The sequence below is a fragment of the Bythopirellula goksoeyrii genome, assembly GCF_008065115.1.
Lineage (GTDB): Bacteria > Planctomycetota > Planctomycetia > Pirellulales > Lacipirellulaceae > Bythopirellula > Bythopirellula goksoeyrii.
In genome coordinates this window covers 1,235,756-1,260,362 of the sequence record NZ_CP042913.1, presented here as the reverse complement: position 1 = coordinate 1,260,362, position 24,607 = coordinate 1,235,756, and the positions used below count along the sequence as shown (strand labels likewise).

Below are 24,607 nucleotides of genomic sequence, written 5' to 3'. Positions count from 1 at the left end.
AGTGCCCGCCACAGGAGTTATTCGATGGCATGCTTTTCCAGCAAGCGATAGAGCGTACGCCGACTAATTCCCAGTGCGCGAGCAGTTCGAGCCTTATTTCCACTGTAACGCTTAAATGTATCTGCGATATGACTGCGGTTGATCGTTTCCAGGTCTGCCTCGGACCCGGGTTTATGAGGGGCTAGTTCACTTCCAGTACGCAAGATCTCGGGGGGAAGATTCTCAGCTAGGAGCGTGTCTTCTTCCGCCAACACCTTCGTTCGCTCGATAGCGTTTCGCAGTTGCCTCACATTTCCTGGCCAACTGTAGTTCTCCAAGACCTCCATAAACCTGCTATCCCAGTTCCAACTCTTTCCAGTGAAATGGCTCACTAGTTGAAGAATGTCGCCCCGTCGCTCCCGTAATGGAGGTAGCAAGATCGTGAGCACGTTAATCCGATAATACAAATCTTCGCGAAATCGACCCTTCTCTATTTCTATAGCTAAATCCCTGTTCGTAGCCGCCAACAGGCGGACGTTGACGCGACGCTCCTTCACCGAACCTACTCGCCTAAGCGACCCATCTTCTAAAACTCGCAGAAGCTTGGCCTGCAATCCACCGGCCAATTCGCCAATTTCATCGATAAATAGAGTTCCACCGTCGGCAACTTCAAACAGGCCTGGTTTGCTGGCGATTGCTCCGGTAAAGGCCCCTTTTTCGTGCCCAAACAATTCACTTTCCAACAGCGATTCTGGCAACGCAGCACAGTTGATGACGACCAATGGCTTACCCGAAAATCGGCTCGCCCGATGCAATGCCTTAGCGACGAGTTCTTTCCCCGTACCGCTCTCCCCTTGAATCAGAATGGGTTTGTCCGTGGCAGCTGTCCGATCGATTAGTCGATAAACCTCCAGCATCGCCTCGGAATTTCCCACAATATGTGTGCTTCGTTGCTCGCGTTCGAGGGCGACGCGCAACTGGAGATTCTCCTTACTTAGATTCTGACTCTGTGCAAGAAACGCGGCTTGATAAGCGTCTTCGATTATGGCCTGGTCGAGGTCAAGAAGTTTGTTCAAGGTTTGAATCGTCAACAACAGTTCATCAGGTGCCTCTTGCCAAGTATCGCTCAATAAGCGTATGAGGCCATTGCGCATTCGAGAAAGAGCGACACACGTATAAACCTGATCCAAGCCGATCGCCACATGCCGTTGTCCAACCCGAGTACGAAGCGCGAGATAATCGCTGTCGTAAGGCCCGGAAAGCAACTGGCGAAGCCATTGACGCAGAGAGAACTTCAATTGTGCGATTTGTGAGTTGCCCCCCGTAATCACCCGAGCAGTCTGGGGATGTCGACTAATTTCTGTATAAAAATCATCAATAATCGGCGCGGAGTGGGCCAGCAATCTCTCCCGTACGGCGGCTATACGTCGCAAATCCTCATCATTCAAGTCAATGTACTGCTGCAGGTCTAAATATTTTTCGTAGGATTCAGGCGGCTGCATGAGCCAATCTCCTCCCAGTATGCTGGAACTGGGCACCTAAGGTATTGAGTGTGCTATATCGCCCACCGTGATTGCACCCGGCAACGTGGTTGTCTTGCAATAGTCGTTTCGCCGTACTTTTCATATTTGGTCCAGAACTTGCAGCATAGTATACCGAATTTTCTTTTCATGGGGCAGGCTTAACAGGGAGGCTCAAGGTGTTTATCCCTGGCAAAAAAGATCGTTCGTTCTCCAACTTGCGTGGTTCAATCCAGCGACAAGACGAGGAAATTGTTGCAAGTGCGCAATGGCGGCTGGAACGACACCATTCATTGAAGGATCACCTGAATTCCTTGAAACTAAGTTTTCATTCGGGAACTTTGCGTGTGACAGGCCAATTACCTTCTTATTATTTAAAACAGGTTTTACAGACTGCATTGCGAGACCTCACTGGGGTCGACCGAGTTGATAATCGCATTGCGGTAACATCCTCAAAAGGTTTGAGCAATTTTCCCTCGAAGAGCGATACTTTAGGAGGCATTTCCATGATAATCTTAAGTGACCGACTAAGCCAATTGCGAGTTGCCGATGCCATGACTCGTGACGTCGTCTCAGTTTCTGCAAACAGCACAATGGCCGAGGCGGCCGATGAGTTGAGCCAACAACATGTCACCGGTGCTCCGGTGGTCGATGAGCATGGGAAGTGCATAGGCGTATTGAGTGGTTCAGATTTCATTCGTCTCAAAGCAGAAGAACTAGAAGACACCGACAAGCGCCACGTACCCTCCTTCCAACACCCCGAGGGGTGCTATGGAGTCGATGATGTGATGCACGATCTGGTGCGCAGTCGGATGTCTCCTGCTGTGCAAACGATTAATGAGAATACTCCACTAATGACCGCTGCGCGTTGCCTTTGCTACGAGCATATCCACCGTTTGGTGGTTGTTGATAAGCATTCCAAACCGGTTGGCGTGCTTACGAGCCTCGACCTCGTGGCTACGCTGATTGCAATTTTTGAAGAATAACACTACTAGACCGTTCGTTTTTGGAGGACGCTACCATGGTAAAGCTTCATCCCAAAAGAGTCTTAATTCCTACCGATTTTTCAGAGCAAGCCAATCGAGCCGTTGACGATGGATTGGCCATGGTGGAAGACCCTGAGCACTTAATTGTGTTGCATGTGGCACCCGCCCTGAGCAGCTTTTCTGAAGGGGATCCATTGGTCGGATGGAACATGATCAGTGACGAAGATCGCACGAAGTATCTCTTGGAGATGCTCCGTAAGAAATTTACTGACGAGAAGTACAAGAAAGTACATTTTATAATCTCCTATGGCACGCCTGCCGAAGAGATCACTCAGGTAGCGAAAAACGAGAATTGCGACATGATCGTACTCCCTTCGCACGGACGAACAGGGCTGGCCCGCCTCTTGATTGGCTCCGTAGCTGAGCGTGTGGTCCGCTTAGCTCACTGTCCCGTGCTGGTCTTACGCGATTAATCTCATGACATCTGGTGAAAAGTATTTCAATACAGCCAACCTACATTTGCCAGAAAATCTATAGATGAAACGCACAACCCTCAATTATTGGACAGATGCTTTCGCTTTCATCGGTTTCTTATGTCTTACTACAAGCGGCATCTTATTACGCTATCAGCTTCCCCCCGGAAGTGGACGAATAGACTCGATGGGTGGAGGGCGCCAGGCACAAGAGAAGGCTGTTTCGGTACTGTGGGGACTAACACGTCATGAATGGGGAGATATCCACTACTATTTGGCACTCGGCCTGATGGCGATACTCGCCTTTCATCTCTTTCTCCACTGGAAGTGGATTGTCTGTGTGACCCGAGGAAAACCTGTTGAAGGATCGGGTTACCGTTTAGGGCTTGGCGTGATCGGATTGCTCGCCGTGATTTTACTTTCTGCCGCTCCGTTGTTTTCTCCGTCGATCCAAGTACCCAGATCGACCTTTCTAAACGAAACAGTAGAAGACTCACTCATTGAACAGGACGGCAGTGCTATTCGAGGCGACATGACTTTAGAGCAAGTTGAAGCACAAACTAAAGTTCCAGCCAACTATATCCTTGAACAACTCGGTCTAGCTCCAACAACCTCACCACAAGAGCGATTAGGTCCACTCAAGCGACAATATGGTTTCCAAATGGAGGACGTGCGACGCATCATCTCAGAATACGAGGCTCCTTGATAAAAACCTATCACAAAACTCATGAAATCCCGCTCCGAAGTACCGGGGAGGGAAACCTTGAATCAAGTTGCTCTGCAGCGGACCTGTACTCAGCCCTCATGGAAAGAGGTATCGTTCAAGGGGCCGGTGACTTTCGAAAAGCAGGGAGATACAACAGTTCGAGAGACCTCGACGTTGTCAAAAGATAAACTGCGATTGTTTCGCGGAAACTCACGAACAATCACAAGGCGAACAGATGCCTGGATTAGCAACTGTGTGATTGCGCAAGGAAGTTTTTTCATCTCACCTAAACACAAAAAAACCCGTCCTCCACTTGGGGAGGACGGGAAATCTTCTTCGGGTCTTATTTCGTACGACTCTAGAAACCGACGCCAACAAAAACGCCAGGGCCATAAACCACGGGGCCGCGGAAGCCATAGGCGACCGGGCGACGATAGTAGCGTGGACCAACGATCGCACGGCGTGCAATTGGATACGGCGGTGCCAACACGCGTCGTACCGGGGCAACGCGGCGATAGACCCAAGCATTGGCGGCGGGTGCGTCAGCCAGGGCCAAGCCTGCGACGACGGCGAACATGATTATCAGTTTCTTGTACATGATGCTTCTCTCCTGCGAATTCCCCCAGCGGCTAAGAGGTGGGACTTGTGATTGGGCCGCTTTGGTAGGACTATTATGCACCTGCCGTGCCAAACATCCCAGGAGGCTTCCTAAGTTATTGCAGGAAAAAGACTTGCGACACATATGTGTTTCGCAAACGATCGGCAGATCGCTAGCAGTGTAGTCACATATAATACACCCTGATCTCAAAATGGTCGCTAAAGTGACGTCACACAGCGACCCAGAAGCGTATTCGCCAGGAGACAATTGGCGAGCCAGCAGCGTTAGCTACTCGAATCTCCACGAAAACAGGCCGTTGGTAAACCCTTACCAACGGCCTGAAAACTCTCAAACTGGGCGAATCCCTGCCACAGGTACCTCGGAAGGTCAACTAGAAACCAATCGCGATCCCAACTCCACTGTATCCTCGACCATATCCACCGGAACCACGGTAGTAGGAAAACCCACTCCCGCCATAGTAGCCCGGTCCGCCACCGTAGTAGCGTGCGCTGCGATAGGCCGGATAGCCACCATAATAGTGGTGATGACCACCGTAATAGCCACCGCCGCCGCGGTAACAACCGCCTGCATCGGCACTCGACATGCCGGCAAATGCCAAAATCGCTAACGCCGCCGTACTCAACAAAACTTTTCGTAACATGGTATTCACTCCTTAGCCCTGGGGGATTCGCTCATACTCTTTTTATCAGCCTCCTCCGAACGGCGTCTCCAAGAACGCGTTCGGATTACTGGTTAGACCTATTCGCATTTGGTATGCCAATGCGCACTTCCACGCTGCATCTTGTTGTATGGCAAAGCGTTGCGATGTTTGTCGTTAGAATCCCACCCCTCTCAATTCGAAACTTGTTGCCTTCGAATTGAACACAAGCGTTGTCAAAAACACTGCGCGAGTACGAACGCAACTCGTTGATGCACAAGGAGATAGAGTTTCGCTAATCGCTAGCACTACTGCGATGCGAAAGGTTTCACGCGCCGCGATCTACCAACCACCAAGAGCAAGCCACCCACGATCACCCCTCCCGCAGGTTCCGGCACCGGCGAACCAGTCCGCGTCTGCAGTCCTGCACCCATGCCATAGTCCGCTTGCCAATCACTCAGTTGTCCCCCATTCGGATCGCGCTGCCACACGAGAAAATCCTGCCCATCGACATCCCCATCGCCATCAAAATCTCCGACGTGGTTCGCCACGATTTCCACGGCACCGACATCCGGCGCACCGCCACGAAGATTGCCGAGGATGTCATCCGCCGGTGCTTGGACCGCAGATGCTTGATTGACGCCCGCACTGCCCGCCGTTGGCACACCATACTGCATCACGAGCGAAACAAACGCCTCGCGAATCGTTGCCGATCCATCGGCAAACATTCCGCTGCCAGGTTCCCACCTCGGAACGGTTAATCCCGCTTGCGATGCCAGTCCTGGATCACCCACGATTCGAGTCGCGTCGTCGGTGTAGTTGATCGTCTCCCCTGCGCCCGCGGGTATCGGTGCGCCGCCGTTGTAGTATTGATTGTTCACGAGGCTCCAATTGGTCACCTCGCCCGGCGGTGAATCCGAGAAATCGTTTCCCCCTCCCAACGATGCCCCCATCGTTCCCGTCGGATCGGACCAGAGGTTGTTATAGAAATGGATCTGGTCATTGGTCACCGCTGAGTTCTCGACGTTCACGCGCATCGCAAAGGCGAGCGCCGGCAAATCCCCCGCGATGGTGTTGTTGCGAAACGTTATCTGCTCCCCACTCTTCACTCCCACGGCTGCCCGCATCACGTTGCTGGAATTGCCCAGCATGAGATTGTTCTCAAACATCACATTCCGCGCCTCGATGTACGGCTTGGCATCCTCGCCAACCAACACAAAGTTCGAGCCGGTGCTCCCCTCCCAATTGAGAAACACATTCCGCTGCACATTCACTCGGTCGGTCCCCAGGAAGAGATCGTCCTCGTCGTTGCTGTCTTTGATCACGATGTAGGCGGAAGTGTTGTTGCCATTGGTCCGCCCCGAGCCAGCGAAGTCATTGAAAAACACATTGTCGCGGATCGTGACATCCTCGACCGAGTTCACGTCGATATGCTCGTCGGACCCCGTCTGATTGTAGAACATGTTCTGCTCGACGATCACGTTGGTCACACCATTGTTCACCTTCAACAGATCGTTGTTGTAGCTTTCATGAATCACATTGTTGCGGACGGTAATATTGCCAACTCCCGCATTACCTCCGCCGCCGTCGATGTGAAACACCAAGGGCGCTGCCCCTGGTCCCGAGTGAGCCAGATCAAACCCTTCGAGCGTAATCCCGCTCGCCCCCCGGCAATTCACATACGCCACAACCGTCTGGCTGCTATGCCGCAGCTGCGCTTGATAAGGAACCTCCGACCGGACCGTGACCCCCTGAGCAAAAGTACCCACCAACGATTGCCGCCCCGAGTAAGTCCCCGGCCGCACAAGCACGGTCGCCCCGTCAATGTTCGCATCATGCAGCTCAGCCAGCGCCCCCCCGATCGAAGCCCAAGGACTCCCCGCCGACCCATCGCCACTGGCATCATTTCCGTCGGTCGCCACATAAAACGTCTGAGCCACAGCGCCGGACACATAGAAAACGCCCATCAACAAGAAAATCTGCGCACACGCGATCCGTAGCATGCCTCGTCCCTCCCGTAAGATTAGCCCCGTGCTACCCACGGTAAAGAATCAAAAGGAATTGGTCAAACAACGTACTCAACCTCATGGTAGCACCCCACTCCGTGTATTTCCCCAGCCCCCAGCCCCTAGCCTCTAACCTCTTTCCTTCCCCCCCTCGTCCCGATGCTCCGCGTCGGGACGCACCATCCCCACCGCTCCGCGGTGCTCCCCAATTTGTCATTCCGCAGGGGACGGGCACCGATGATCAGCGTTGGTCGGCGACCCGAGCAGTCTCGTTCCTCCTACCCCGTTCCCTCTCTATTCCTCCCCCGTCAACTTAAGAGCCACAACCGGGCGGACCTAATAAACAAAGGAACCAGTAAGAGATTGGGAGCTTTTGTCGTCACCCGTTCTTCGGTGCGAAGCAAAGACAATTATTCGGTTCGGGAATTGGGGCAGTGGTACTATCCAAACTAACTTGAAATCTTCCTCAGCGTGTCGGGCCTGGGCAGATTAGGCGTAAAAGCTATCCACTGTACATGATTCGACACGAGTAACTGACACTGGCTGTTCAACGCCGCTTTGACTCATCGAGTTGATTACACTTGCTGCATTTCCAGACTGCGGTTGGTGAAAACAACCTCAGCACTATGGAAGAGTCGCTTCGAGCGGGCGGGTGATGCAACCGCTGTCACGAGTCAGATCACGAAACCCGCAGCTGTCTTCATCACTTCAGACACCCTTGCGCTAGCATTCGTGACCAAGGTCGGTTAGACCGTCGATGTAGTCTCTGCGTCCAAGCCACCTTACGTGAAGGCGGCATTTGTGAACTCATCCATAGCCTGACACTAAGAGTGTTGTACCTGCTATGGCCATCACAGGCGCGTTCTGCAGGAAATGTAGCTCGCCTAGTAAGCGTTCTTTTCTAAGCACCTCATCTCGTTGCTCGACGTAGATAAATGCCAATTGTTCCAACTAGCAGCAAGGCCAAAGACGAGGGTTCTGGTATGGTGGACTCCGCAGCTGATACCGGGCTACTTAAATCACCCATGAATTGACGCATGCCGCGTTACCGAAAAGAATCGGCAACGCGACATTTGTCACTGTCTTGATTGGACCACCACTGGCACAAGTCCTTCTTTTGTTACAAGGTACTGTCATCTGGCAGGCCTTCGGAAACTGAATGACTTTCTTTGAGCCAGCTTTGAACGCCTGCTTTTTTCTCATTGCTCACTGAATGGATAGCCGTGACTTGAACTCCCAGTTACCCTGCAACAAAGGAAGAACAACCGCAGGCATTTTAGGGTTCTTGCTGGTTAAGCTACCAGAGAAAGGGTTCCAAGTTCTGCTATCAGGCCATCCAATATGGCCCCCTACAGTTCTGTCAAAGTACATCATTGGCTGTCGGTGTTTGAGATTGAAGAGGATGACAACGTCTTCTCCTCTCCTAACTTCCGATCCTGGCACTCCACCCAGGACGGCCCATTCGAAGGATGGCTTCGAAGACCAGTTCAAGTTGATACCCACATTTCGTTTCGAGTATTTGACATATGGCTTTTTCCCTGAGCCCCACGCGAGAGCGATCGGGTCGCCGAAATGAAGGCTGCCTCCGACCACCGGCGCCGAACCATCGGTGGTTGCCACAAAGTACCATTTCGCGCTTTTGGTAGCCGTACTAGCACTTGCGTTGTCGGTCCAACCTAAGTTAATTCCCCCAAAAGTACCTTGCTTCTCATACTGAAGGAATTTCCTGGGCACGAGCCCCTTAAGGTTGTATTGTGCGTCGGCCAGTGGGCCTTTTGGTAAGCCATGCGTAACCTTGCCAGTGTTGTTGGCACCAATCATCCATTGTTTGTATTGAGCCAACGCTTGACTGGATTCCTCAAAAGTAAAGCTCTTGGCAGCCTGACGTGCCAGCTTAGGAGTCGTTATTCCTCGAACGGCAATTCTAGTAAACTGGGCTCGTGAACTACTGGTTCCTTGCGCCATGACAGTAGCGTTCAAGGATGCCACAGTAAGAATGGCAAGCAGAAACATCACAAACAGATTCTTAGTAGTCATCGTCGTCTCCTTCAAAATAGAACTTCGGCTGTAATTTGTGCGAGTGCGTCACGCCGACGCTTCGCTCCTACCAGGTAGAGCGATAGGGCCGTAGATGTGTTACAGAATTTCTTGGCTCGGTGGACGATAGGTAACGAAAGGCCCCAAGCTTCCTCGATTCAATGGCCCATATTTCGCTTCGGAAATCGGTTCCTTCAAGATATTCATTGTCATGGGCCTCGTTCTCCAGTGATTTCGGCGGATACATCTTCTCGATCAACCACGCTGTAACAAACGGCTGCAGCTTACGCTTAAGCCTTTGGAGCCCTTGGGCATCGTTGTCCAAGCGGCCAGTCAATCGAGTGGATAGTGACCACTCTCACACTGAACAAGAAGTAATATGATGAACCTTCAAGAACGCAAGGCTATGGAAAAATGCCCTCAGCTGAATCTTGGCAAGGTGACGGTCGTGATTGCAATCGTTGCGATCTCGTGGCTGTCAGCATGCCCCGCAAAGTCTCAAGCCCAGCGGTTGATCACAGCCCGAGCCGGTGTCGGGCCGGTTGCGGAGAAACCGAAGCAACCTCCTCCTGCCAACGCGCCGGAGATTTTAAGCATCACTAGCACGAAGAAACATCGCATTACGATTAGCTTCCGCGACTTTGCGGCCAAAGTGTCCAGTAAAAAATTTGAGTTGGAACGGCAAACTGTGGGTTCATCGGCGTGGCACGCAGTGTACACAATGACTGCTAGAGACCACCGCATTCCATTTGATCCTCATATGCGTGATCACAGACGTGAACCTGGAGCCAAATACGTTCATCACGACACAATGTTTTTGGGTACCGGCAGAAAATATCGATACCGTGTGCGGGCAACTATTCCCTACGAGCCTATACCGATGGTACTTCTTTCAGCTGTCAGGACTATTACTCTCAAGCCAGTTGAAATTCCGACACCCACAGATCCTGCTCCAACGGATCCAACGGATCCAACAGATCCAACAGATCAGAATCTGGAAACAGTAAACACCAAAACGGTTTACTTGAGGGCCAAGCAGATCGGTCCGTTTTTCCGACCCTACGTAGCGATCTCGCTGATCCCTGGTGAAATAACGGAGATTAAGATTCCCGAGGTTAATGGGCAGTCGTTGCAGGTCAACTTTGTAAAACCGGGTTACAAGTTGGTCGAATATGCTTCGAATCCGGAAGCGACCATAATGTTGACAAGTGGCCAAACGAGCACGCCGAGCCAGATCAGTGAGCTCTTCGGTACTGTTCAACAGAAGCGGCACGTCAAATTCGTCACCTTTGTAAGGGCGTCGCAAGGAAATCGGCCCAAGTCGTTTGCCATTGAAGTTAGCTCTATCAAGTCCAACTAATGAAAGTCGCAGTGATTCCGACGGCGAGTGCACTGACCAAACGGTCGTTGCGCTCGCCGTTTTCCTTTGGTGTCCTACTGCGAAGTGGGTAAGGGCCTCTCTCGGTCTCTGCAATCACAAATTTGGCACTCTCACGACCATTCGAGCGGAAATTACATTCGTAACATTCCTGCAGTTATTCCGCTTTAACTAGTAGGCAAAGACATGGGTAAATTCCTGAGGAAAAAAAGTCATACGGATAGGAGACGCATACCCATCACGTTCGATTTGTCGAACAGACATTAATCGCCCTGATTGCCGTCGACTTTTAGATATCCTAACTCTTTGCTTTGTAAGTTTCTAACACGTTTTCACACTCACTGCGACAGAACGCAGCAGGAGGAAATCATGTCCAATTGGGCAAGCTTGCGTTCCCCACTGGCTCAACCCCAGTTCATGTACCAATCTGAGTAGAATTGCTGCACACAACACGGACCACAAGCCACGCTTGTTGTCTTTTTATTCAATCCACCCCCACCACAATATCTTGAAAGGCTCTTCCATGACCATTCTCTCCCCCATACACAACCTCTTGTTTATCGCCTTAAGCCTCACCTGTTCCAGCGACGCTTTCGCAGCCGATCTCAAACTGCCCGAGAAGATAGAAATCAACCTCAAGAGCGAAAAAGGCCTGCCCGACCTGATTCGCTACAGTCCCTCCTCGCAGCTCTACCGATTTTGGGACGAACAGGTCTGGCTGCAGCTTAGCTTTACGCAGCGTCCCTTCGAGAGCAAAGACGTCCTGAAAGCCATCAAGGACCATTTTAAATACTCGAACATCCAAATTGACTTTCCGCAACTCGCGACCGCCACGAAACAATACTTCACCCAACTTCGTGGCCCCTTAAGAGATCTCGACACCGCCAAGAGCTTTGACAACATGAAAAACCTCAAGCTGAATTTCGCTGATTACAAAGAGGGCCGACTCACTGGCACGTTCACCGGCACCATCACTCGCCTCACCACCAAAACCATCGGCCGCCACCTGGCAACCGACGACATCCTCGGCGCCAGCCACAAGGACTCCCCAGTCAACATCCCCTTCACTATCAACTTCGATCTCATTGTCGGACCCAACAACAAGACGCTGAGTGAATACTAGTGCTGATTACCACGACAATGATGGAGTTGTCCTCGCGAGTTCTGGACACCGGTGGAGCAAAACAGCAACTTCTTCACGACGCCGCCTGACAAACCATCGTGACATTTGCAATGAGTTTCTGAGACACACCGGCCTATTCTTACTGCAGATATTGGGTTTGCGCTTTTTCGTCGCAGAATGCCAAAGTTTGGTGGCATGGTTGGGAAAAAACTGATGTAACAATTCCGAACGGTTTTCGCTTAGGAGGTTAAGAAGTTGCCCGTGGTGGCAACCAGAACCAGACCTCCTGACGTGAAAGATAGAACAATGGCTACGAAAAAACCATGTGTGATGTTGATTTTGGCGGTAGTGGCTGTGGTTTTGCTGAATAGGGCTGCGATGGCGCAGCAGGTCAGTCTCGGAAATCAGTATTCGAAAGCTAACTTGCAGCGAGGCACGACTCGGAGTGGTCCTAGCAGGCTGAAAGTCTTGAGACCGGCACCTAACACCAATGAGCGACCGAAACAGACTGAAATAGAGAAGGAATTTGCCGCAGCTGCGCGAGTAATGGCTAGCTACAAGCAGTGGATGATTGGAGCGAACGCGACAGGGTTCGTTTACCCGAATACGACAAGCGGCCCTGCGTCCAAAAAATACAATCTGAAGGGATTGGTCAACAAGAAATTTCTTCAGTATGAGAAGCAAGGAACATTCGGCGGAATTAACTTGGGCTGGACTCAGACCGCGAGTGCGGGCACGGCGATCGATCGCGCCCAATGGATCTTTCAGCGGCCCGGCGGTCCGAGTGAGCAGTTGGCTCCCCTGGTTTACGGGGAACCGATTGCCCTGGGATGGAGCAAGGGAAGCAATCCGTTTCTCAAATACGCGAAACGGAACGTAGGTATTAATTTGGACTGGTCGGATGCGGTCTTTGAATGGACGATCTTGGGGCGAACGCCGGGAACGAACGTCGGGCGAGGACAAGACGTAGTCATCCTCTACAATCTCAAGCATCAGATGCCACCAATGCGCTTCGACCGAACCAAAGGTGGCGATATTGGCTGGCCCGACAGTACAAGGTGGTCCGCCAAATCTGTCTTTCACTCGCCAGACTATCTCGCGTCTTTTCGTAAGGCAGCTGACGTTATGATGGGAAAGTGATTGGCAGAGGGATCCGTTAAAAAGCAAGGTTTCAAGAGTGGAACCGTGCTTAATCTAGAAAAGAAAACGCCACAACAAACCTCCTAGCGCAGAGGAACTTATCGGTGGTAACTAGTCCTACGGCGCACCGTTGAGCAACAAATCTTGTAACAGTCCAATACGAAATTCGCTTAGGAGTGTAGAAGTTGCCCGCGGTGGCAACTGGAACGAAACCCTCCTGACGTGAAGGAAAGAACGATGACTACGCAGAAATCTAGTGTGATGTTGATGTTGGCGGTTGTGGCTGCGGTTACGCTGAATACGATTGCCGAGGCGCAGCATGTCAGTCGCGGAAGGCCGTACGCTAAGATCACGGCGCAACGTGGCACGATTCGGGGGCGTGTGCCTGGCAAAATCGTGATTCCGCCTAGACAGGCACCGGATATCAACGAGCTTCCCAAGCGGACTGAAGCGGAGAAGCTTGCGGCGGCAAAATTGAGGGAAATACGAGCACCTGCAACTTCTACCTCATCTCAGGTGCTCATTGATCGAAACGTAACGTTAAGTCCCAATGATGTGATTACTAAGCGGCTTATATTTGAAGGAAGTAAATCGACGGGCGTAACCCTTAACCTCAATGGAGCAACCTTGGATGGCGGGAAAAAAGGTAGCGTCAATTATGACAAAGACATGATTGAGGTTCGCTCTGAAAAGGTGTTTCGCACTCGAAATGGAATCAGAAGTCATGCTTGGAAAAGACCAGAAAACATTCTTGTACAAGGAAAGGGCACAATTATCGGTTCCATCAGGGTGTGGGGCATGGGAAAGAATGGCGAGGCTGCAGATGTTAAAGAATCATCACGACGAGATGCTACTAATTCACAGCATACACAAAGAGCAAGAACGAATGCTCCCCGAAATATTGTCTTCGATCGAATTACAATTATCGGAGTGGGAAGAAACCCCGTCTATTTTGCGCCAGGCGTTACCTATTCGAAATTGATCAATTCAGAGGTGAAGGGGAAATCCAGTAGGGTTGGAATCTACTTGGACGCAGAGTCTGCATACAATACGTTTGAAAATAATTACATCCATGTCGAAACGAAGGAAGACAATTGGGGTAAGATCCCAGGTGTAACTGGCAGAGGCTGGCCTCAAATGGCGATTGATGGCTCAAGCAGGAATACCATTCATAACAATCGGTTTTCCAGCCTTAGCAATGGAGGGATTTACTTGTATCGCAATTGCGGTGAAGGAGGCACGATAAGGCTTACTCCTCCCGAAAATAATACAATTACCAATAATACTTTCTATTACAAAAAATACAAAGGAAGTAAACCAGCCATTTACCTGGGTTCTCGCGACTATGGACGCAAGGAAAGTACTTTTGGCCATTGCAATGATGATTCAGGCAGACCTTATGGCAGTAGCAGTTCCAACAAGGATTACGCTCGGCATAACATCATCAAGAACAATAAGCTTCACAAAAGGATGATCGTACCACTTGGCGGCTTCGGGCTTGTGGACGCAAGGGTCGAAGACATGATCGTTACCAAAAACAAATCAGCCAACTCTCCCAATGAGACAAGTGGTAATACACTTTACGAATAAGAACATTCATGAAGTTCGAGTGAGGTGGCATGGATTGCCGATAGGCACTCCATGCTAGATACAACTGCCGCGTTGCCGACCCGTTTCGGTAACGCGGCATGCGTCGTTTGCTGAAGACGCTCGTGCCCGCCGCTGTCCGTAAGTCGTGGGCTATCGCAGATGAGGAGCTGCGTTCGTCTTCATTTTTTTGAATAGAAGTCACACCTTCTGTCTTTTCGTTAGAGATGCCTAGCAAGGCGTTGTGAGTTCGGTGCCACCCGAAAGTAGAATCTGAAGAAACAAGGTACAGGAAGTGGAAGCCTGATCGCAACTCGCAATACGCCGCAGCAATGCGGCGTTTTTTATTGCTTGCTGGGAGTATGCCTTCAGCAAGTGTGCGGCTTGGCTTCTATTGGTGAACATCTGAGGAGGCTTCTCCCCCCTCTTCGAGTAGGTATCGATTTTGTGTGTAACAAACGCAGTCCAATTGCGCATCGACAGTTAGAGTCGGATGGCGCTTTTGCTACCCGCAACCTATTCCACTTTTTTGAAGGAGAAAGATCATGTTCTGTGTAAGCAAATCCCGAGTGTGTACCGTGCTGACTTGCATGGCGGTGTTGGCCGGCGCTCAGATGGCTGAAGCTCAGACAACGCTGGCCCAGACGTTTAGCCGAGTAGCGACGGCTCGTGCCGTTGGACCGCAGCGAGGTGGGCGTCGCGGAGGAGCCACTAGTACCAGTATTGAAAACGAACCTGTGTATCGGGTACAGATGCGTGTGAAGACGGCGAACGTGAAAGACGCTGGTACAGACGACGCGGTGGAGGTTCGTCTTGGCAGCTTGCCAGCCACGTGGCTCGATCTGGCGATAAATGACCGCGAGCGAGGTCAGACGGATCTTTATGACATTAGCTTGCTCAATGTGGGAAATCGCGGTGTAATGATCCGCGACATTAGAAACTTGAATATCTCGAAGACCGGCAGCAATGGTTGGTGTATCGAGACGATAGAATTGCTTGTGAACGGTCGTGTGATTTACAAGACGACGTTTCCTGGCGGGCAGTGGCTCGACAACTCCAAAGGAAAGAGTCCCACGCTCTTGATCGGAACCAGCGGACTGCGTGCGAATGCCAAGTGGAAGGAATTCACGAGCCCCGGCCCGAGTCTGCTCATCAAGCGGCTCGAATTGGAGCAACGTATCGAGTCGATCATTGGTCACCACATTCATGCGGACAAGCGGGTTAAGTGGGGCAAGCTGTATGGCCGCGGTGTTGAAGTGAGTTACAAGGACTCGAAGACGCTGCATGTGGATCTTGACCTTATGCTGGATGTTAAAGGCCTGGAATCGGGATTGGATTTCGACTTTGACATTCAGGTCTCGTCTCGCAACGGTGCGATCGATTTGACGGTGACGAATTTCGAGACCCGGATTGGGTCGAAGATTTACAAGGCCATCTTGGCCGCCAACGGATTCCTCGGCGGCTCCAACCAGGGGGATCTAAAGAGAATGATCACCTCGCAAGTACAAAACTCCTTGGGTGGCCGTCCGGTCAGCGTTTCGACAGGCGACTACAACCTGACCGCGAAGGTTACCTCGGCAGGCGACGTGCGGTTGGGGTTCTAACTGCCGACAGGCACTTTCTGATAGTTTTTGTCAGCCCCGGCTCCATCATGGAGTCGGGGCTTTTTTTGATTCTCAAGAGGAGCGCGATTGTCCACGGATTTGCATGCCTTCCACTCACCATCGATTTCCGAAAATATCAATGATTGCGATCTCCATCCAGGGGATGCCACGTATTGCCTCAGTTCTCAGCACCCGGCGATGTGCAGTAGGTTCTGCGTCTCTATAACGTTGAGAATTATGTAGAAATGTTGAGATCTTTGGTGAAAACCGGGGCAACGCTTCGTGCCGGGTTTCGTTTGAAAGGGCACGCAGATCGCTCTTTCATCAAGCATTTCCTGCGCTTAGAAATGACACGCTAACGGTGCGAAAGGTATTCGCCAATGCATCACAAACATCCTCTTGAGTTGCCATGGCAGCCGTGCTCAGCTACGTAGGGTGCGCGTGTACTGGGGCTTCGAGCCAGAGCCCGTTCATGCGTAAGAAGGCGTCGTTTTGGGCTAGTTTAGCGACCCAGCCAACTGCCAGAGGTTGGACCAACACCAGCGAGTTTTGGCTCGCAGAAACTGCAAGAGGTGGCGATCACCTCAGCACTCAGGGTGTCATATTGATGACAGAATGGTGCTGACCGCAAATGCTTTATCTTCCTTTCTGTTGCGCAACATGCGATACGATCCATCCGGTATGGTGAACCGTGCTCCAAACCTGCCTCGGTCGTAAACGCTGAACGCACACAATGCCGCTGCACCACTCCATTCGGGACAAGTCGCTGTAACTCCGCTTTCTCATGCGAGAGAACAAGAGCTGGTCATTAGGTATTAGTCGTTAGCGGTGAGCCGTTAGCCAGAATACTTCCGAACCCGCAGCTTGCAACCAATCCGCAACCTAACGACCAAGGTAATAGCGGTAATTTGCACCGCGAGCCCTGCCATAGAAACCATTGCCGTAGATCTCGCCGTTGCGTCCTACGTAGCCAGTTTGATAGCGGCGATATCTGTAGTACCGATCGTAGTTGCTACGTGCCGGGTAGTAGTAGGCATTGTCGGGAGACCTTCCTCCCCACCCGCCGTAGAGTTGAGCGCTGGCTTCTCCAGGCATCAGCAGACAACACAAGAGTGCGAAGAAACCAAGGACCACAAGCGACGACCTCAATCCGTGTTCACACTTGTCAGAGGGTTGCACCACACAACAGGTGACACATTCATCAGTACGGTCAAACATCGTTTCCTCCAGTGTTTCGCCAAGTGGTCTTGATGTCGCGAAATCCCCCAATATTGTAGCACGACTCTCCGAGTCGTAACTACGTACCAGATGCGACTCGGAGAGTCTCGCTACAATAGCCCTCAGCTCCCAGCCCCTGATTTTCTGACCAGCGCCTAGTTGCTAGCGCCTAGTAACTTCCAGTCACTAACGTTCGCGGCTTGCCAATGGTCGCTGCGCGGCTGGATTCAGTTTGGCCCAAAAACGGTTGTAGAAATTGGGCCACTCCCCTTGCGATAATGGGTTCGCAGCAAGGACTGCGGTCTCTTTGACAACTTGAAGATTCGCAACCCGAGGAGAATGATCTCGGCCGCGAGTTGTACGGCCTGAGATAAACGAGCAATTCAACAATTTCCGTTTGTTAGATGGACGGTTCGAGAGGCGAGTTTTTAATTAAAAACCCCCACTAATCACCCGTGAGGAAATCGTCGTAAGCGCCATCACGTCAACAGGTTAAATCATTTTTAGCCTGCTGAAATGGAGTTAATTTTTTTTGTGTTTTTTTGATTCGGAGTTTTGGCGGTTGCAGGCGGCTTGAGAATTGGACGACCGCATTGAGTGAGAATTCAACACGTTGCGCAATCCTGTGATAGTGATCGTTTTCGCCTCCCTTCCCGCTCGATACCTCGCGACCCTCCCGGGGGGAGGATAGTAAGAAAACCCTCCCTTGGGGAGGGTCGGCCTCTCAGGGCCGGGGAGGGCATTGGGCTCCCTGTCACTCATCCAAGCTTTGTTTGATTGCGATGAGCCGTTCGCGTTCGGGGATTCGCTTGTAGAAATCATCGAGCGGATAGCAGCCGCTGATCAGGCCGTGGCGAGGGGCCGTGGTGCAATCGCTGAAGGTGCGGCAAACGAGTTTGCGCGTGAGCTTCCCATGGGTCAGCACGTCGTGCGGCATTTCAGGATAGCTCAGCACCATGCGGCCCAGACCGACGATGTCGACCCACCCCTCACGCACCACAGCTTGGGCAACGTTGGGCAGGTAGTCTTGCAAATAGGAATAACCCGAGCCGACCAGAGGGATGTCTCCGACGGCAGCCTTGCATTGCCGCACCACGTCGAGTTGCCGCCAGACTCCGACCAGCGGATCTTCGGGGGGCAAGTAGCCGTCGCTCGGCGGGAAGATCGCGGGGCGTTGGATGTGGGGATTGTAGTAGGGGCTGCCGCAACTGAGGTTGATCGTCGCCACGCCTGCCTCTTTGAGCATCCGCAAGAGTTGAATGGGTTCGGTCAGATCGTAGGCGAGCGGATTATCAGGATCGGAGCCGAATCCACAGTCGTAGGGAATGAGCTCCGAATAATCCATCGGCTGACCTACTTCGCGACTTGTGCGATAGGGGACGAAATCGAAGATGCTCAGCCGCACGCCGATCAGCAGCTCGGGCAACTCGCTCCGCACCCGGCGAATGACTTCCAGAAGCATGCGGCTGCGGCCTTCCAGGTCACCGCCAAACTTGCCAGGCCGACGGCGAGCGCTCAGGAATTCATGGAGCAAGTAACCATGGCACGCCTTGATGTCGACGAATTGATAGCCAACCTCGTGGGCGAGTCGCGCTGCCGCCACGTAGCTGTCGATGAGGTTTTCGAGTTCGTCGTCTTTCCAGACGATCGAGTCGTCTTCGAAGTCGGTGCCAAATTTATTGTCCAAGAGCGGATGGTGATAGGCGATCCGTGGTTCAAATCGCTGCTTGTCGTGCGGCTTGCAGAAGCGACCCGAGTGAGTGAGTTGCAGCCCGACCAGCAATCCTTCAAGCGATCCGTTTCGCTCCAGGTGTCCTTCGTGAAGTTCCGCAAGCAACGCCGCCAGGCCAGCACGATTGGTCTCGGTGGCCAGGGTTTGATTCGGATTCGCTCGGCCATCAGGCTGCACGGCAGCCGCCTCGCCTCCCCAGATAAGTTTCGCACCACTCTGGCCGAATCGGCGCCAACGCCGGAGGGTGTATTCGCTGGGGCTGCCGTCGGGGTTGGCATCCCAACCCTCCATCGGATGGATGCACCAGCGATTGGCCACTTCGAAATCACCGATTCGAATAGGCTCGGCCAAAGGAGAGCCGGCTTCGGCTGTCAGGCACGTTTCGTCAACGGGGATTTCGATTCCCAATTGAGCGAATCGCTCTCGAAGTTGGGCTACAGTGCGCAGTTGAGCGACTTTGGTGTAAGAGGCTTCTTCCATCGGTGTCTTGTGTTTGGCTCCGAAATCCTTGTTGTTGGAATTCCTGATTCTAGGGGGTGGAACTCTCAGTTTCTATCGTGAGGACGAGAATCGAGAAATCGGAGTGTCGTGGGAAGATCTGGTTTTTGGCACGCGAGTTGCGATACTTTTCACCCACTACCGCCACGCGAGCAGCCTGGTAGTGCTTGGAACACACTTTCGGGGCCGTAACAGAGAAGAGAACTGCTTGCCGGGGTCGGTTGAGAATTGGCAAAGATTGGGGGCCTTGACCACAAAAGACAACGATTTCGCCGGCTTGAACCTCCCCAAATGGCCGTCGAATAAGGTTGTCCAAGGTCCAATCAATTTAGCGGGTCGGTAAGTCGCAGTTGGACTTATTGACCCGCTTGTTTTATTTTTAGTGTATCATAATCAAACACGTGTTTAATTGTGATACACATCTCGATGCCGATAACTTGAGGAAATATCTCAAGATTCACTCGAAAACTAAGCGAGTAGAAAAAGTGATTGCCTGAGTAGAAAGGCAATCGAACTTAGTCGAGCGTTCACTGGGAAGTGGTTTCTTCCTCGACAGTCTCTTGAGCAGAACCCGCGGAATCATCCACGTTCACTTCCTCGGAGATTGACTCGACATCTGCAGAGGATTCCGGGAAGAGTGCCTCATTGATCTTGGGAAGCATCAACTCGGCAAATTCGGCGGCAACATTTGCTTCGGCGGTATTCTCATCCACAAGAACATCGCTTGTGAAATAGACTTTGTAGAGTGCTCGCGATAGGCCATAGTGAACGCGTGGATAATCTGGAGCTTCCCAAAGATCTCGATCTGGGTGATTCCAGGCCCAAAAGACCCGTTCCACGCGTCGACCGAAGGCATCGTCTTTGATGAACTTCGCAGTAAAGAAATCGGAGGTCTTACCAGATGGCAAATCCAAGTGGTGTTTGATCTGAATTCCATCCTGGCGGAATCCGGAAGCCGGATAACAGATGTTGGGAGTGTGGCGGCAAACATCGCGTGAGTGGCCCACGATTAACCATAGTGTCACTTCACGGCCGGTCTTCTTATTCTTGTAACGCCGCGAGACATAATTGACCGCCCCTGCGGTATTCTTGACGATTTCATCTACGGGAAGGTCCTGTCCGACCCAATCGCCAATCACCTTCGGAACCTGGGCAAATCGCTTCCCCATCTCAGCCGCTTCGGCGCCTGGTTCGCCCCAATAGTCCTTCATGTAGACTTGCTCGTAAAAGCATAGAGAGACAATGAGAATCCCACCCATCAGGGCAGGTAACAGGAGATTGCGATCCATAGAAGACTCTAACAAGTGAGATGGGACGGGCTAGCACTACTATTACGGTAGGCATCCCGCGAGCACCTGTCAAGAATTGCCCAAAGCGCGAACCGGTAGTACGGGGCTGCTCAGGCCTATAATCGCTAGCAGCGGAACAATCCGTTCTATCTCACTACGACAAGCATGCATGAAGCAGTTGGAAATCGATTCTCGAAGTGGTCTAGATCCACGACTCTATTCGTTGCTTGCTGAGATGTCGCTGGACTCGATGTAGATCGCTTGATGCAGTTCGTCGTCAGTCGGCTTGTAGATATTCGCTGCAGCCGGATTGGTGAGTTGAATCTCACTCGCCTGCTGAAACTCCGCCGTTGCCTGAACAACGTGGCCCACCACGGTGGGAATTGCAGCAGAGTGACTCTGGTTGGCTACAACGGTTGGGCCAGATTGAGGCTGGCTTCGTGGCGCTATATAGGATGGTGTCTCTGCGAGCGATGCGCTAAGGCTCTGTGGCAAAGCAGGTGGTCCATCTTCAGGCTGAGGAAGTAGCTGAGGTCTTCCGGGAGGCAAGTAACCCTGGGGGTCGAATTCTGGAATTCCTGGTAGGCCTGGCAACTCGAATTCTTGCCCAGCCGGATCAGCACCCTCTGCGGCCGGTTCGGCTTGAGGAACTGCATCTGAGGCATCCGGTGTGGCGGCACCCGATGCTGGGGACTTCTTAGCAGGCCCACGGAGTTCTTCCTGCTCAGGGCGAGGCGGTTGGTAGGTAGGCAAATTTTGCTTGATGTTGCTTTTGGTATCTTCAGCTTCATCAGGAGTCAAGCCAACCTTATCTCCAGGCCAGGGCCGCCAGCGAGTTTTATAACTACCCCACGTGTCGCTTTTGGGATGACATGTTCCGTCTGCCGCACAGGGGCAGGGCGTAGGGGGCTGGCACTCGTTGGCCAGAGCATCACTTTGCCCGGCCATTCCTAGCAGCAACTCCATGGATAGCCCCAATCCAACTATTCCCATACCGAGTTTTGACGCGCGAGCCATGTTACATCCTTTGTACATGCAGAGTTGCTATTTATTAAGTCAAGTGGTGATCTGGAAGGGTGTTCCCGAGATCGTTAGTTACTGAAATTGCTTAAGCCGAACCGAGCAATCTGGTTGAGTGCCGAGGTGCTAAGTGACATGAATCCGAAGATCGACTCGAAAGGTCGCAGGATCTTTGCCACGGTAGCCGTTCCTGCTGTATAGCGATCTTGGGCGATAAATAGTCGGTCGCCCGGCATGAGCTGGTAATTCGTTGCCGTCGCAGCACCGCGGCTGATATCTTCCCAGTTGACGGGTAGAATCTGCTCACATCCCACACCATTTGGTGCCGGACGGGCAATCCACATTCTTGACGAGGAAACCTGAGAAATACCACCAATCGACGCGACCGCATCGAGCACAGTCTCATTGCCCGTAATCGGAAGGCGCGTGACGTCGTCGCCGAAGCCACCTCCTTGGGTAATCACGTAGTAGAGCTTGCTGTTGTAGGCTAAGACGTCGACAAACACCTCGGGGCTCTCAAGTTTCAAGCTCAATTGCTCTTCGATCGCAGCCTTGGCTTCCTCAATAGTCATGCCAGCAACAAATGCCGAACCATAAGTCCCCAAGTTGACCCTGCCATCCGGCCCAACCAAGTGTTGACCCGTGACGGCTTGGGCACCTGCAGACTGCAAGAGTGATATTGAAACATCGACATCGGTCAGTATTTGGGAGAGTTGTCGGCGAACTTCGTCCTCAGCTTCTTCCAAGGTAAGTCCAGTCACTTTAATCCGACCGTAGGCCGGCCCCAGATTGATGCTACCATCGGCGTCGACAGAGTAAGCATCGTCGATGGGCTTGTCTGGGAAGGCGCCCGATACTCGGACAAGAAGAGCGTCGAAAGTCTCAATTTTGTGAGGTGATTTTGGTACGAGTTTCACTCCTTCTACAAGCAAAATATCGGGAGGCTCGATTACGTAGCGAGGCAAAGTCACCTTCTCCAGTTCACGCGGTACAGAACTCTCAATAGGAGGTTCTGGCGGAGTGGCTGGGAAGGGATCGCGCGGGGCGAGAAAGGCAGTACATCCTGAACTACCCAGCAACACTGCAAAAACCGCCAGTGTCTTGGCTAAACCTGTTTGTCGACTGTTGCTGAGTATCATTTGAGACTCTCACTTCTAGCGAGGGGATTCGCAATGGCAGGTCAACAGCATGCAAAGCACCCTGCAACCGGCAGCTGTTTCCTGACAGCTACAATGCCTATAATCGGTAAGGTTTAACACTGACTTTGATCCGAGTTCGAAAAACCGAGGAAAAGCCTCAAAAACAGAGCTAGCTGCCTCAATTGGTCGTGATAGCAAAGCGATGGTTAGAGGAGCCTTTCCAAGTTCCTGTTACGCAAAGTTGAAATTGGGATTCCTTGATGAGATCTGCCTCTTGCCCGGCCACTAGAATCAGTAGATCTGCTATCACCGACCTAACTCCAGTGAGAATAAGGGGTTCTGATGCCTGTGAAGGGAGCTAAGCGTTTGACAGCTTTTTGGATCACGCTTATTCTCAAGTACTAGGTGCTTAGCGCGACTCTACTGCCAAGAGCTGGCGATGAGGGGGCAGGCAGCCCCCCCGCAAGGTAATCGAGCGGACAAAGAATGAAATTCTTGTGCCCTGGGCAATCCCCAAGCTAGACGACCGTTTTGTTCGCAAACTTGCGGTGCATGATTATGGTTCGGACACAGCAGACTCTCCAAAAGCAAGACGTATAGCATTACTCAGAAATCATTATACATTCGCGGATTAACCATTTATGGCCAGCCCTACTCATGCTTTTTCCTCCTTTGAGAGTGAGGACCACTCCGACCACCTAAGCCATTCCCAAGAGCAGGCGGCTTGGATTTGTTTCGGAGTGTTGGTTCTCTTACTTACTCTCGGCTACTTCAACATGCTGGAATTCACCGCGCATTCTTGGTCGGATGGGCTGTATTCGCATGGTTACATTATCCCCGTATTTGCAGCAGGACTGTTCTGGTTTCGTCGCAAGCGACTTACGGCAGTTCCTAGCATCGAGCGGTGGATCGGAGTGGCCATAGTACTTGGGTGCCTGCTCGTTCGACTGTATGCGTCGTATCTTGATATGAATCCCCTTGACCGTCTGAGCTACATCGGAGCACTTTTGGGAGTGTGCCTGATTGTAGGTGGGTATGACATGTTAAAGTGGGCAGGCCCTCCAGTTGCCTTCTTGGTGTTTATGTTCCCATTGCCCTCAAAGCTTGAGAACACGGTTCTATTGAAGCTACAAACGCTAGCAGCGATGTGGAGTACATGGACATTGCAATTGCTGGGGATCCCCGCGCTACGCGAAGGGAGTCACATCATCATCGAGAAGCTACCCTTGGAGGTGGCTGATGCTTGTAGCGGGTTGCGAATGGGCACTATCTTTGGCGCGATGTCCGTGGCTTTAGCGATGGTCATCGATCGGCCATGGTGGGATCGATTGACGATACTCGTTTTTGCGATTCCTGTCGCCCTGGCGACGAACGTTATTCGCATAACCCTGACTGCCCTACTTTACCTGGCTTTTCCTGATAATGATGCTATTCACCATTACATACACAATTGGGCCGGTCTGGCGATGATGCCGATTGCGCTCGGCTTCCTGTGGATCGAGTTGACTTTGCTTTCCAAGTTGACTGTTCCTATTGAATCTGACGATTATGCGAGTTTTGGAGCAGCCCACGGATAAGGAATGACCAAGGCACAATGACCAATGTCCAGGATTCTTGATTAGTCATACGTTAGCAGTTACCTGATCATTTGCCCTTTGACGTGTTGCCCGGAGACCACCTGCCGGTGAAAATGGTAAACATGGCGCTTGGTGTGAATCGCGTTATTCGCGTTTCTGAGAGGTAGATAGAGCCGGGCAGAGGATTTGGCCCGGGAGTTGCGAGCAAGAGTTGCAACGGAAGTCCACGACTTCCCCATGGCAGGGGGAGCTGTCGGACAAGGGATCGCCAGATGCTGAATTGCCAACTACTTTTCCCAGCGAACCTGACATTCCCAGCCTTCCCCGGCCCATTTTAGT

At 52.0% G+C, this 24,607-nt stretch carries 20 protein-coding genes; 9 read left to right on the top strand and 11 right to left on the bottom strand.

The window, feature by feature from the left end:
• Window positions 1-17: 17 nt before the first annotated feature.
• Window positions 18-1,481, bottom strand: coding sequence for a sigma 54-interacting transcriptional regulator (locus Pr1d_RS05015; protein WP_148072502.1), 1,464 nt, complete (start codon window positions 1,479-1,481; stop codon window positions 18-20).
• A 524-nt stretch (window positions 1,482-2,005) separates the two neighbouring features.
• Between Pr1d_RS05015 and Pr1d_RS05010 the strand changes: the two genes are divergently transcribed.
• The 3 genes from Pr1d_RS05010 (at window position 2,006) to Pr1d_RS05000 (ending at window position 3,664) form a co-directional block, all read left to right on the top strand.
• Window positions 2,006-2,485, top strand: a complete 480-nt coding sequence (locus tag Pr1d_RS05010) for a CBS domain-containing protein (RefSeq protein WP_148072501.1) — start codon at window positions 2,006-2,008, stop codon at window positions 2,483-2,485.
• A gap of 35 nt (window positions 2,486-2,520) precedes the next feature.
• The gene (locus Pr1d_RS05005) at window positions 2,521-2,958 is read left to right on the top strand and encodes a universal stress protein (RefSeq protein WP_148072500.1); all 438 of its coding nucleotides are present in this window, start codon (window positions 2,521-2,523) and stop codon (window positions 2,956-2,958) included.
• A gap of 64 nt (window positions 2,959-3,022) precedes the next feature.
• The gene (locus Pr1d_RS05000) at window positions 3,023-3,664 is read left to right on the top strand and encodes a DUF4405 domain-containing protein (RefSeq protein ID WP_148072499.1); all 642 of its coding nucleotides are present in this window, start codon (window positions 3,023-3,025) and stop codon (window positions 3,662-3,664) included.
• 358 nt (window positions 3,665-4,022) lie between these two features.
• On the opposite strand, the gene Pr1d_RS04995 is transcribed toward Pr1d_RS05000, so the two are convergent.
• From Pr1d_RS04995 to Pr1d_RS04975, 5 genes are all read right to left on the bottom strand, one after another.
• Window positions 4,023-4,262 carry a hypothetical protein gene (locus tag Pr1d_RS04995; RefSeq protein WP_148072498.1) on the bottom strand — a complete coding sequence of 80 codons (240 nt, stop codon included), beginning with the start codon at window positions 4,260-4,262 and terminating at the stop codon, window positions 4,023-4,025.
• Window positions 4,263-4,653: 391 nt separating this feature from the next.
• Window positions 4,654-4,923 (bottom strand): hypothetical protein, encoded by a 270-nt coding sequence (locus Pr1d_RS04990; protein WP_148072497.1) that lies wholly within the window; start codon window positions 4,921-4,923, stop codon window positions 4,654-4,656.
• A 305-nt stretch (window positions 4,924-5,228) separates the two neighbouring features.
• On the bottom strand, window positions 5,229-6,923 hold the full coding sequence (locus tag Pr1d_RS04985; protein WP_148072496.1) for a polysaccharide lyase domain-containing protein: 1,695 nt from the start codon (window positions 6,921-6,923) through the stop codon (window positions 5,229-5,231).
• Window positions 6,924-7,836: 913 nt separating this feature from the next.
• Window positions 7,837-7,953: a PEP-CTERM sorting domain-containing protein gene (locus tag Pr1d_RS26615; RefSeq protein ID WP_390622083.1), complete on the bottom strand. Its 117-nt coding sequence runs from the start codon at window positions 7,951-7,953 to the stop codon at window positions 7,837-7,839.
• Window positions 7,954-8,132: 179 nt separating this feature from the next.
• Window positions 8,133-8,963: a hypothetical protein gene (locus Pr1d_RS04975; RefSeq protein ID WP_148072494.1), complete on the bottom strand. Its 831-nt coding sequence runs from the start codon at window positions 8,961-8,963 to the stop codon at window positions 8,133-8,135.
• Window positions 8,964-9,342: 379 nt separating this feature from the next.
• Between Pr1d_RS04975 and Pr1d_RS04970 the strand changes: the two genes are divergently transcribed.
• The 5 genes from Pr1d_RS04970 to Pr1d_RS04950 all read left to right on the top strand — a co-directional run bounded on the left by Pr1d_RS04970 (window position 9,343) and on the right by Pr1d_RS04950 (window position 15,795).
• Entirely contained in the window at window positions 9,343-10,323 is a 981-nt protein-coding gene (locus Pr1d_RS04970) for a hypothetical protein (RefSeq protein ID WP_148072493.1), read from the top strand.
• A 541-nt stretch (window positions 10,324-10,864) separates the two neighbouring features.
• On the top strand, window positions 10,865-11,464 hold the full coding sequence (locus Pr1d_RS04965) for a hypothetical protein (RefSeq protein WP_148072492.1): 600 nt from the start codon (window positions 10,865-10,867) through the stop codon (window positions 11,462-11,464).
• A 306-nt stretch (window positions 11,465-11,770) separates the two neighbouring features.
• The gene (locus tag Pr1d_RS04960) at window positions 11,771-12,604 is read left to right on the top strand and encodes a hypothetical protein (RefSeq protein ID WP_148072491.1); all 834 of its coding nucleotides are present in this window, start codon (window positions 11,771-11,773) and stop codon (window positions 12,602-12,604) included.
• A gap of 237 nt (window positions 12,605-12,841) precedes the next feature.
• Window positions 12,842-14,194, top strand: coding sequence for a right-handed parallel beta-helix repeat-containing protein (locus Pr1d_RS04955; protein ID WP_148072490.1), 1,353 nt, complete (start codon window positions 12,842-12,844; stop codon window positions 14,192-14,194).
• 542 nt (window positions 14,195-14,736) lie between these two features.
• On the top strand, window positions 14,737-15,795 hold the full coding sequence (locus Pr1d_RS04950; RefSeq protein WP_148072489.1) for a PLAT/LH2 domain-containing protein: 1,059 nt from the start codon (window positions 14,737-14,739) through the stop codon (window positions 15,793-15,795).
• 882 nt (window positions 15,796-16,677) lie between these two features.
• Here the strand turns inward: Pr1d_RS04950 and Pr1d_RS04945 are convergent.
• From Pr1d_RS04945 to Pr1d_RS04925, 5 genes are all read right to left on the bottom strand, one after another.
• A complete protein-coding gene (locus Pr1d_RS04945) occupies window positions 16,678-17,013 on the bottom strand; it encodes a hypothetical protein (protein WP_148072488.1) in 336 nt (111 codons plus the stop codon).
• Between the two features lie 754 nt (window positions 17,014-17,767).
• The gene (locus tag Pr1d_RS04940) at window positions 17,768-19,225 is read right to left on the bottom strand and encodes an oxidoreductase (protein ID WP_148072487.1); all 1,458 of its coding nucleotides are present in this window, start codon (window positions 19,223-19,225) and stop codon (window positions 17,768-17,770) included.
• Between the two features lie 545 nt (window positions 19,226-19,770).
• A complete protein-coding gene (locus Pr1d_RS04935) occupies window positions 19,771-20,532 on the bottom strand; it encodes an exosortase-associated EpsI family protein (protein ID WP_148072486.1) in 762 nt (253 codons plus the stop codon).
• A 216-nt stretch (window positions 20,533-20,748) separates the two neighbouring features.
• A complete protein-coding gene (locus tag Pr1d_RS04930) occupies window positions 20,749-21,549 on the bottom strand; it encodes a calcium-binding EGF-like domain-containing protein (protein WP_148072485.1) in 801 nt (266 codons plus the stop codon).
• Between the two features lie 74 nt (window positions 21,550-21,623).
• A complete protein-coding gene (locus Pr1d_RS04925) occupies window positions 21,624-22,691 on the bottom strand; it encodes a polysaccharide biosynthesis/export family protein (protein WP_148072484.1) in 1,068 nt (355 codons plus the stop codon).
• 641 nt (window positions 22,692-23,332) lie between these two features.
• Here Pr1d_RS04925 and Pr1d_RS04920 point away from each other — a divergent pair.
• Entirely contained in the window at window positions 23,333-24,268 is a 936-nt protein-coding gene (locus Pr1d_RS04920) for an exosortase/archaeosortase family protein (RefSeq protein ID WP_148072483.1), read from the top strand.
• Window positions 24,269-24,607: the final 339 nt, after the last annotated feature.

Excerpts from the sequence above, each read along its gene's own strand:
- Pr1d_RS05015 (WP_148072502.1), bottom strand. The coding sequence starts at position 1,481 with ATGCAGCCGCCTGAATCCTACGAAAAATATTTAGACCTGCAGCAGTAC.
- Pr1d_RS05010 (WP_148072501.1), top strand. The coding sequence starts at position 2,006 with ATGATAATCTTAAGTGACCGACTAAGCCAATTGCGAGTTGCCGATGCC.
- Pr1d_RS05005 (WP_148072500.1), top strand. The coding sequence starts at position 2,521 with ATGGTAAAGCTTCATCCCAAAAGAGTCTTAATTCCTACCGATTTTTCA.
- Pr1d_RS05000 (WP_148072499.1), top strand. The coding sequence starts at position 3,023 with ATGAAACGCACAACCCTCAATTATTGGACAGATGCTTTCGCTTTCATC.
- Pr1d_RS04995 (WP_148072498.1), bottom strand. The coding sequence starts at position 4,262 with ATGTACAAGAAACTGATAATCATGTTCGCCGTCGTCGCAGGCTTGGCC.
- Pr1d_RS04990 (WP_148072497.1), bottom strand. The coding sequence starts at position 4,923 with ATGTTACGAAAAGTTTTGTTGAGTACGGCGGCGTTAGCGATTTTGGCA.
- Pr1d_RS04985 (WP_148072496.1), bottom strand. The coding sequence starts at position 6,923 with ATGCTACGGATCGCGTGTGCGCAGATTTTCTTGTTGATGGGCGTTTTC.
- Pr1d_RS26615 (WP_390622083.1), bottom strand. The coding sequence starts at position 7,953 with ATGGGTGATTTAAGTAGCCCGGTATCAGCTGCGGAGTCCACCATACCA.
- Pr1d_RS04975 (WP_148072494.1), bottom strand. The coding sequence starts at position 8,963 with ATGACTACTAAGAATCTGTTTGTGATGTTTCTGCTTGCCATTCTTACT.
- Pr1d_RS04970 (WP_148072493.1), top strand. The coding sequence starts at position 9,343 with ATGATGAACCTTCAAGAACGCAAGGCTATGGAAAAATGCCCTCAGCTG.
- Pr1d_RS04965 (WP_148072492.1), top strand. The coding sequence starts at position 10,865 with ATGACCATTCTCTCCCCCATACACAACCTCTTGTTTATCGCCTTAAGC.
- Pr1d_RS04960 (WP_148072491.1), top strand. The coding sequence starts at position 11,771 with ATGGCTACGAAAAAACCATGTGTGATGTTGATTTTGGCGGTAGTGGCT.
- Pr1d_RS04955 (WP_148072490.1), top strand. The coding sequence starts at position 12,842 with ATGACTACGCAGAAATCTAGTGTGATGTTGATGTTGGCGGTTGTGGCT.
- Pr1d_RS04950 (WP_148072489.1), top strand. The coding sequence starts at position 14,737 with ATGTTCTGTGTAAGCAAATCCCGAGTGTGTACCGTGCTGACTTGCATG.
- Pr1d_RS04945 (WP_148072488.1), bottom strand. The coding sequence starts at position 17,013 with ATGTTTGACCGTACTGATGAATGTGTCACCTGTTGTGTGGTGCAACCC.
- Pr1d_RS04940 (WP_148072487.1), bottom strand. The coding sequence starts at position 19,225 with ATGGAAGAAGCCTCTTACACCAAAGTCGCTCAACTGCGCACTGTAGCC.
- Pr1d_RS04935 (WP_148072486.1), bottom strand. The coding sequence starts at position 20,532 with ATGGATCGCAATCTCCTGTTACCTGCCCTGATGGGTGGGATTCTCATT.
- Pr1d_RS04930 (WP_148072485.1), bottom strand. The coding sequence starts at position 21,549 with ATGGCTCGCGCGTCAAAACTCGGTATGGGAATAGTTGGATTGGGGCTA.
- Pr1d_RS04925 (WP_148072484.1), bottom strand. The coding sequence starts at position 22,691 with ATGATACTCAGCAACAGTCGACAAACAGGTTTAGCCAAGACACTGGCG.
- Pr1d_RS04920 (WP_148072483.1), top strand. The coding sequence starts at position 23,333 with ATGGCCAGCCCTACTCATGCTTTTTCCTCCTTTGAGAGTGAGGACCAC.